7 protein-coding genes are annotated in these 7,201 nt (G+C 38.7%); 3 read left to right on the forward strand and 4 right to left on the reverse strand.

Annotation, left to right across the window (positions count from 1 at the left end):
- From AC1DG9_RS20225 to AC1DG9_RS20235, 3 genes are all read right to left on the reverse strand, one after another.
- The coding region (locus AC1DG9_RS20225; RefSeq protein WP_477635131.1) for an efflux RND transporter permease subunit at nt 1–1,899 on the reverse strand (1,899 nt) is incomplete at its 3' end.
- A gap of 24 nt (nt 1,900–1,923) precedes the next feature.
- Nucleotides 1,924–3,048: an efflux RND transporter periplasmic adaptor subunit gene (locus AC1DG9_RS20230; protein ID WP_172663047.1), complete on the reverse strand. Its 1,125-nt coding sequence runs from the start codon at nt 3,046–3,048 to the stop codon at nt 1,924–1,926.
- A 168-nt stretch (nt 3,049–3,216) separates the two neighbouring features.
- Nucleotides 3,217–3,816 carry a TetR/AcrR family transcriptional regulator gene (locus AC1DG9_RS20235; RefSeq protein WP_172663048.1) on the reverse strand — a complete coding sequence of 200 codons (600 nt, stop codon included), beginning with the start codon at nt 3,814–3,816 and terminating at the stop codon, nt 3,217–3,219.
- Nucleotides 3,817–4,001: 185 nt separating this feature from the next.
- Between AC1DG9_RS20235 and AC1DG9_RS20240 the strand changes: the two genes are divergently transcribed.
- From AC1DG9_RS20240 to AC1DG9_RS20250, 3 genes are all read left to right on the forward strand, one after another.
- On the forward strand, nt 4,002–5,039 hold the full coding sequence (locus AC1DG9_RS20240; protein WP_337716299.1) for a LacI family DNA-binding transcriptional regulator: 1,038 nt from the start codon (nt 4,002–4,004) through the stop codon (nt 5,037–5,039).
- 92 nt (nt 5,040–5,131) lie between these two features.
- A complete protein-coding gene (locus AC1DG9_RS20245; RefSeq protein WP_172663050.1) occupies nt 5,132–6,127 on the forward strand; it encodes a sugar kinase in 996 nt (331 codons plus the stop codon).
- Between the two features lie 12 nt (nt 6,128–6,139).
- On the forward strand, nt 6,140–6,793 hold the full coding sequence (locus AC1DG9_RS20250; protein WP_172663051.1) for a beta/alpha barrel domain-containing protein: 654 nt from the start codon (nt 6,140–6,142) through the stop codon (nt 6,791–6,793).
- A gap of 41 nt (nt 6,794–6,834) precedes the next feature.
- Here AC1DG9_RS20250 and AC1DG9_RS20255 read toward each other — a convergent pair whose 3' ends face one another.
- Entirely contained in the window at nt 6,835–7,164 is a 330-nt protein-coding gene (locus AC1DG9_RS20255; RefSeq protein ID WP_172663052.1) for a helix-turn-helix domain-containing protein, read from the reverse strand.
- Nucleotides 7,165–7,201: the final 37 nt, after the last annotated feature.

The following is a 7,201-nucleotide window of genomic DNA, read 5'->3' on the forward strand; positions in this document are numbered from 1 at the left end:
CACAAACACAACTGCCGAAGATGGACTTGTTGATGAAGTAAGCAAGTTAAAACCTGTAATAGAGGTAACAAATCTTGATGCATCTAAAGCACCCAATTCAGCCTCAGCCTGTTTCATTACTTTAGAAGTACCATCTAACGAAGTACCAGAAGGCGTATTTACGGCAATAGCCACAAACCCCTGATCCTCTGTTGGAATGAACCCGGTAGGTGTTCTTTGTACCATCCATACGGTAGCCAAAATAATAATGGCCAAACCAATAATACTAACTGCTTTATTTTTGATCAGGAATTTCAAACCGCCTACATACCTGTCTGTCATAGCATTAAAGCTTCTGTTAAACCCAGCAAAGAATTTTTCTTTAAATCCTTTTTTGGGCTCATCAGGATGATCTGCATGATTATCTTTCAAGAACAATGCAGCCAATGCCGGACTCAATGTTAAGGCGTTGATAGCTGATATAATAATCGCGGTAGCCATTGTAAAGGCAAATTGTCTGTAAAATACCCCTGTTGAACCTTCAAGGAAACCTACAGGTAAAAATACAGCCGACATCACCAATGTAATTGATATAATGGCACCACTAATTTCGTGCATCGCTTCGGCTGTGGCCTGTTTAGCACCGATGCGCTTATGCTCCATCTTGGCATGGACAGCCTCGACGACCACAATGGCATCATCCACCACAATACCAATAGCCAGTACAAGAGCGAACAGCGTTAATAAGTTAATGGAGAACCCAAACAGCTGCATAAAGAAGAAGGTACCCAAAATAGCTACTGGAACCGCAATAGCAGGAATCAACGTTGATCTAAAGTCCTGAAGGAAGATAAACACAACGATAAACACCAAAATGAACGCTTCAATAAGTGTATGCTGTACCTGTTCAATTGATTGATCCAGTGCAACTTTTGTACTGTAAAAAATATTGTGTTTAACACCTTTTGGAAAATCTTTAGCAGCTTTTTCCATTAATTTGTTTATCTGAATCTGGATCTCATTAGCATTTGAACCTGCTAATTGGATAATACCCAGAACAACTCCTTTTTTACCGTTTAAGCGGGTTAAACTGTTGTATGAATATGCACCAAACTCTACTCTTCCTACATCTTTTAAGCGAAGTGTAGAACCATCTTCATTTGCGCGGATAGCAATGTTTTCATATTCCTCAGGTTTTGTCAGCTTGCCTTTATATTTAATAACGTACTCAAAAACCTCATTACTTCTTTCACCAAAACGACCTGGTGCTGCTTCCAAACTTTTATCTTGTATTGCAGCCATTACCTCATTAGGAGTAATATGGTAAGTAGCCATTTGAGTAGGATTAAGCCAGATACGCATAGAGTAATCTTTTACTCCGCCAAATATGCTTGCCGAACCAACACCCGGAATCCTTTTGATCTCAGGAATAATATTGATTTGTGCATAGTTGGCTACGAATGTCTGATCGTATTTAGATTCATCTTCGGTATACATACCAATAGCCATGATAAAGCTATTTTGTTGTTTGGCAGTAATGATACCTTGCTGTACAACCTCAGTTGGCAGCTGACTTGTTGCCTGTGCCACACGATTTTGTACGTTTACAGCARCCTGATCCGGATCCGTTCCAAGCTTAAAGTAAACAGTGATAGCCAATGTACCATCATTACTAGCTGTTGAGCTCATGTAGCTCATATTTTCAACACCGTTGATAGACTCTTCTAGCGATGGTGCAACCGAACGTAATACGGTTTCTGCATTGGCGCCGGGGTAGTTAGCAGTTACCAGTACTGATGGTGGCGCAATGTCTGGAAACTGCTGTAACGGCAATTTGGTAAGGCTTAGCACACCCAGTATCACCAATAATATGGAGATTACTGTAGCTAATACGGGCCTTTGTATAAAAATTTTGAACATGACAGTTAATGTTTAATTGGGTAATTAGTTTTTAGCAACTTTATCGGTTGCTTTTTGTGGTGCAATCACTGCACCTTCTTGTAAGCGGTCAAGTCCGCTTAACACAATCTGATCGCCGGCTTTAACACCGTCTTTTACCAGATAATTAGTACCTGTTTTACCGATTACGCTGATGGCTTGTTTTTTAACCTTATTGCTATCAGCAAGTGCAAATACAAAGATTTTATCCTGCACCTCTATAGTTGCCGATTGAGGAACTACAAGGGTATTAGTATGTTGCAGGCTCAGGCGAATTCTGCCTGTATTTCCCGACCTCAATAAGCCCTGAGGGTTAGCAAACTTTGCTCTAACAGTAATTGCTCCGGTGTTTTTATCAAACTGACCGTCAATCACGTCAACTCGTCCTTTTGTGCCGTATTCGCTATCATCAGCTAAAATTAATGCTACTGCAGGAAGTTGCTTAAGCTTATCATTTAAGGTTTGACCAGGGTATTGATCTTTGAAGTTTACAAAGTCTTTTTCGCCAAGGGCGAAATAAACATGAACATCATGCACATCCGACAATTGAGTTAAGGCATCTACATCTGTAGGACCAACAAGACTTCCTTGTTTTTTAACTAATCTGCCAATATAACCGCTAACAGGTGCCTTAATTAAGGTATATCCCAAGTTTATAGAAGCGGTAGAAACATTTGCTTTTGCTTGCTCAATGTTCGCTTTAGCAACAAGTGCAGTAGCTTTAGCAGATTTCAATTGAAAATCAGAGATTACTTTGTTTTGTACTAACGGCGTTAAACGCTCAACTTCTAACTGGGCATTTATTAAACTTGCTTCAGCTGAATGCTGAGCTGCAAGGGCATTGTTTAGCGAGGCTCTGTACGGCTGTTCATTTATTTTAAAGATAGGCTGACCAGCTTTTACAAAAGCACCTTCGTCAACATATACTTTTTCTAAGGTGCCACTAACTTGTGGTCTAACTTCAACATTAACAGATCCTTCGATAGATGCAGGGTACTCTTGGTAAGTTGTTTCTGTGCCAGAAACAACACTGGCAACAGGTAAAGCAGGCGGTGCAGGTGCTACTGCCTGCGGGGCTTTATTGGAACAGGCCAATAAAAACATAGCGGAAAATATAAGTATTGATTTCATAACGTAAGATTGTTTAACAGTGTTAAATAATTGTGAATTAGGGAGGTAGTATTTCATAACATGATAGATTAAAAGGTTTGGCGTATAACGGTTGTAAGCCGTTTAACGGCGTTAAGTAATTGTTAAAAAATGAGGCTATTTAGCCTTTGAGTTTATTCGTATTGGGTATTATTCGTTTATATATTTTATGATTCCTCTGATGGCATCCTTTAGAATACGCTGATTCATCTCTGCATCACGGCCCTTGTTTACAAGGTTAATAGAAATTAAACCGTGAATAATAGACCAGAAAGTATAGAACTTTCTGCAAACAAAATCCTCAGACGGATTCTTTAATGTGATCACTTTTTCTATTACATCATAGATCAGATCATCAGAAAGCTCTGCCTCCGGCATCTTTTTCTTCAGCTCACAACAGTTCATATCTACACCATACATCAGTTGGTAAAGCTCTTTATACTTGAATGCAAAATTCCAGTACGCAACCCACATTGCCTCTAACTGACTCTCAGGCGTATCGTGTTTATCTCTTGCTGTTCTAACCTCCCCTGCCAGGATAATGTATCCTTTACGGGTCAGTTCAAGTAATATTCCTTCTTTATTAGCAAAGTATTCATAAATAATTGGGGCAGTGTACTCAATCTTATCTGCAATCTTTCTCATACTTAAAGCCTGCCATCCCTCATCCTTCACTATGTCTAAGGCAGCATCAAGGATATTGAGTCGTGTCTCCTCTTTTAGTCTTGCTATGCGCTCTTTACTTCCCATCGTATTATTTATATTGGTGTGTAAATAATTTAACACCGTTAAGCAAATGTATAAACAGTTATTATTATAAGTGTAATCCATTTGTCAAATACGAATTAAGGGCTTAAAAAAAATAAAAAAAAGTATCTTTACCTTATTGAACTATAATAATTGCAAATTCGCCCTTGCACCAAATAGAGATCAGCATGAACAATAGCGTTACCTTAAAAGACATTGCAAAAGCGCTCAATTTATCTATTTCTACAATATCTAAGTCTTTAAACGACAGTTATGAGATTAGTATAGATACCAAACAAAAGGTATTGGAATATGCTCAAAAGCATCACTATTCGCCAAATCGTTTAGCCAAAGGACTTAAGGAAGGAAAAAGCAGATCTATTGGCGTAGTAGTATGTTCATTAGATAACAATGTAATTGCACAGATGTTGGATGGTATCGATACTGTTAGCTCAGATAATTCTTACCAGATCATTATCATGCAGAGCAAAGAATCTGAAAAGCAAGAAGCTGCATGTATTGAATTACTCTACTCCGGAGGAGTCGATGGTATATTGATCTCCCCTGCTTGCGAAACCGTTGATTTCAGTTACTTACGCTCTTTACAGGAGGCTGGCTTACCTATTGTTCTTTTTGATAGGCTTAGCGATCAGATAAATACGCATAAAGTTGGGGCCGATAATTTTCAAGGCGCCTACGATGCCACAATGCACCTCATAAAGAGCGGCTATAAAAATATAGCCCACCTAAATACCAATACCACCCTAAGTATAGCTACCGAACGCCTAAATGGCTATAAACAAGCATTAAAAGACAGCAACATTGCCTACCGACCAGAATTGCTAAGGTCTTGCGATTATTCCGATACTCAGAAGCTAAATTCAGATCTTGAAGAAGCAATTCTATATTTCATGAATCTATCTGATAAGCCTGATGCCATTTTTACCGCTACCGATCAGATCAGCACCAGATGCCTTGCCCGGCTCAACAAACTTGGTTATCACATTCCTGATGATATCGCTTTAATTGGATTTACCAACACAGATCTCGCCGAAGCATTAAGCCCGGCTTTAAGCACAGTACATCAACCTGCTTTTGAAATGGGACAATTAGCTGCAAAAAAACTAATTTCCTTAATAGAAAGAAAAGATCAGGATCCTGAGTACGAAACCGTAATGCTCGAAACCTATATTAAAGCAAGAGCATCTACTCAAAGCAAACATTAAAATTCACGAAATCGTTTGCGTTTTTATATATTAACCACCCTGATATTTTTAACTGGTTAACCTGTATAATTGTATATTGAATAACTAAAACTATGCAGAATAAAGAAAACATATTGGTATTTGGCGAACTGCTTTTAAGGTTCAGTTCCACAGAAGATCAATTTATTTCTAAAAATCATACCGTTGCTTTATTTCCAGGAGGCTCCGAAGCAAATGTTTCGGCCTCCTTAGGTCAATGGAAATTACCGGTCTCTTATTTAACTTGTGCTCCCGACAATGCACTAACAACAAATGCTTTGCAATACCTTTCGGAATTAGGAGTCAATACTTCTAAAACCATCCTGGAAGGTAACAGACTTGGCCTATACTTTTTACTATCAGCTAATGGATTAACCAGCGGCCAGGTAGTGTACGACAGAAAGTTTTCTTCATTCAGCTCAATTAAACCCGGGGTGATAGATTGGGAAAAGGTATTAGATGGATACACCTGGTTTCACTGGACCGCCCTTACCCCTGCTTTAAACGAAAATACGGCAGCTGTTTGTAAAGAAGTCCTGGCTGCAGCAAGAAAAAAAGGCATAACCATCTCGGTCGATTTGAATTATAGAAATAGACTTTGGGATTATGGCAAACAACCCATAGAGGTAATGCCAGAACTAATTCAGTATTGCGATGTAATAATGGGTAACATCTGGGCAGCCAATAAAATGCTGGGAACAAGTGTTAGCGACCATCTAAACCGCCAAACCACAGCTCAGGAATACTTTACCCACTCAGAAGCATCAGCTAAAGAAATTTTTAAACTATTCCCTCAGTGCAAACACATCGCCAATACCTTCCGTTTTATGGATAATCCAAAACATAACCTGTTTTACGGAACCTATCATACACCAGAAAGCAATTACATTTCCCCAATCCGCGAAACTAATGAAGTTGTAGATAGAATTGGAAGTGGAGATGCTTTTATGGCCGGGCTCATATACGGTCTAACCAACAATGAAGATGGACAGGAAATCATCAACAAGGCAACAAACGCTGGTTATCAAAAGCTCTTTGTTAAAGGAGATTTTGGTGATGGAACTCTTTAAAAAACATTAAAAATGAATGCAATAACCAATACATTAGAAATTATAGGCAAATACCCTGTTATCCCGGTTTATTATCATGAAGATAAAGACACCTGTATAAATGTTCTTAAAGCCAGCTACGCCGGAGGCATCAGGGTTTTTGAGTTTACCAACAGGGGCGAATATGCTCCTGAAAATTTCAAAGCCATGCTGGAATATAGAAATGCTCATTTTCCGGATCTTAAATTAGGTATAGGTACCATAAAAACTGTAGCACAGGCCGATCAGTACATTAGTATTGGTGCCGATTTTATAGTTAGTCCAATTGTGAAAGAGGATATAGCTAAACTAGCATTTTCAAATGGGCTGCTTTGGGTGCCCGGCTGTATGACACCTACAGAAATCAACTTTGCMGAAGAGCTTGGCGCTTCATTAGTTAAGCTTTTTCCTGGCGACACGCTTGGCCCAGGCTTTTTAAAGGCTATAAAACCATTGTTTCCTGGCTTAAAATTTATGCCAACCGGCGGTGTTGATGTAAATAAAGAAAATATTGATAGCTGGTTAAATGCGGGGGTTACTGCTTTAGGATTTGGTTCCAAGCTATTTCAAGCCCCTCAGGATGCAACAGATTTTAACTGGTTAACCGAACGGTGCGTTGCATTACTTAAACTTGTAAACAAAGGATAGCAACATCCTTGTTTACAAGTTTAAAGATATTCTTAGTTGATTTATTTCTTTTGTTCATCCTTGTCATACAAGTCAATTAGTTTACTTTGTAACCTAATTACTGCATTTTCAAGCTCGCTCACCTTTTCTTTTAACTGCTTTATCAACTGCGTTTGCTCATTAACCCCTTCCTCTCCAACATCCAGTAACTCCCTTAAAGTTAAATTGTGTACTTCAGCTATCTGATTAATTCTGCTGAAGTTCGGATCTGTGATACTTGTTTCAAGCTTTGAATACGCCGGAATAGATATCTCTAACAAGTCGGCCATCGCTTTTTGGTTGACTCCCTTTTTCTGACGTAAAATTCTAAATTTCTCCCCTAATGTTTTCATAATCAATAATTTTAAAAACGCCCCCTAGTTTTAATTG

This window comes from Pedobacter sp. 05L430, assembly GCF_056397585.1.